Here is a 289-nt window from a genome sequence, read left to right as displayed (position 1 = left end):
CCCAACCTTTTTGTTTATGTTTGACTAGAATATAAACATAACCTACCCGTAAGGTTCGATACACATATTTATGAGTAATTAAATCTACTTCCGGTTCACGATTGTCGTCAGAGAGTTTTTTCTCAGCGAGACCAATATTATGAGCTGATATAAAAGATGCACTAACCGGTGCTTTTCGGACTAAAAAAATCGGAAAACCTTTATGTTCACATACACCACAGTTGCCATTGGCTAAAGGTGAATGGGAATCCTTTCCTTTATCCAGTTCACCATAAATTATTCTATCTTC

The 289-nt window shown here is 36.3% G+C and carries 1 protein-coding gene; it reads right to left on the bottom strand.

Annotated features, from left to right (window positions below; all coding sequences use genetic code 11):
• Window positions 1-289, bottom strand: a 289-nt coding sequence (locus H3S73_RS13700; RefSeq protein WP_198237001.1) for a toxin VasX, incomplete at both ends; no start/stop codon positions are given.

Origin of the sequence: Gilliamella sp. B14384G12, assembly GCF_016101825.1 — a bacterium.
Taxonomy (GTDB): Bacteria; Pseudomonadota; Gammaproteobacteria; order Enterobacterales; family Orbaceae; genus Gilliamella; species Gilliamella apicola_N.
The sequence above is the reverse complement of the archived record's forward strand: the minus strand, read 5'-3'. Positions and strand labels throughout refer to the sequence as shown.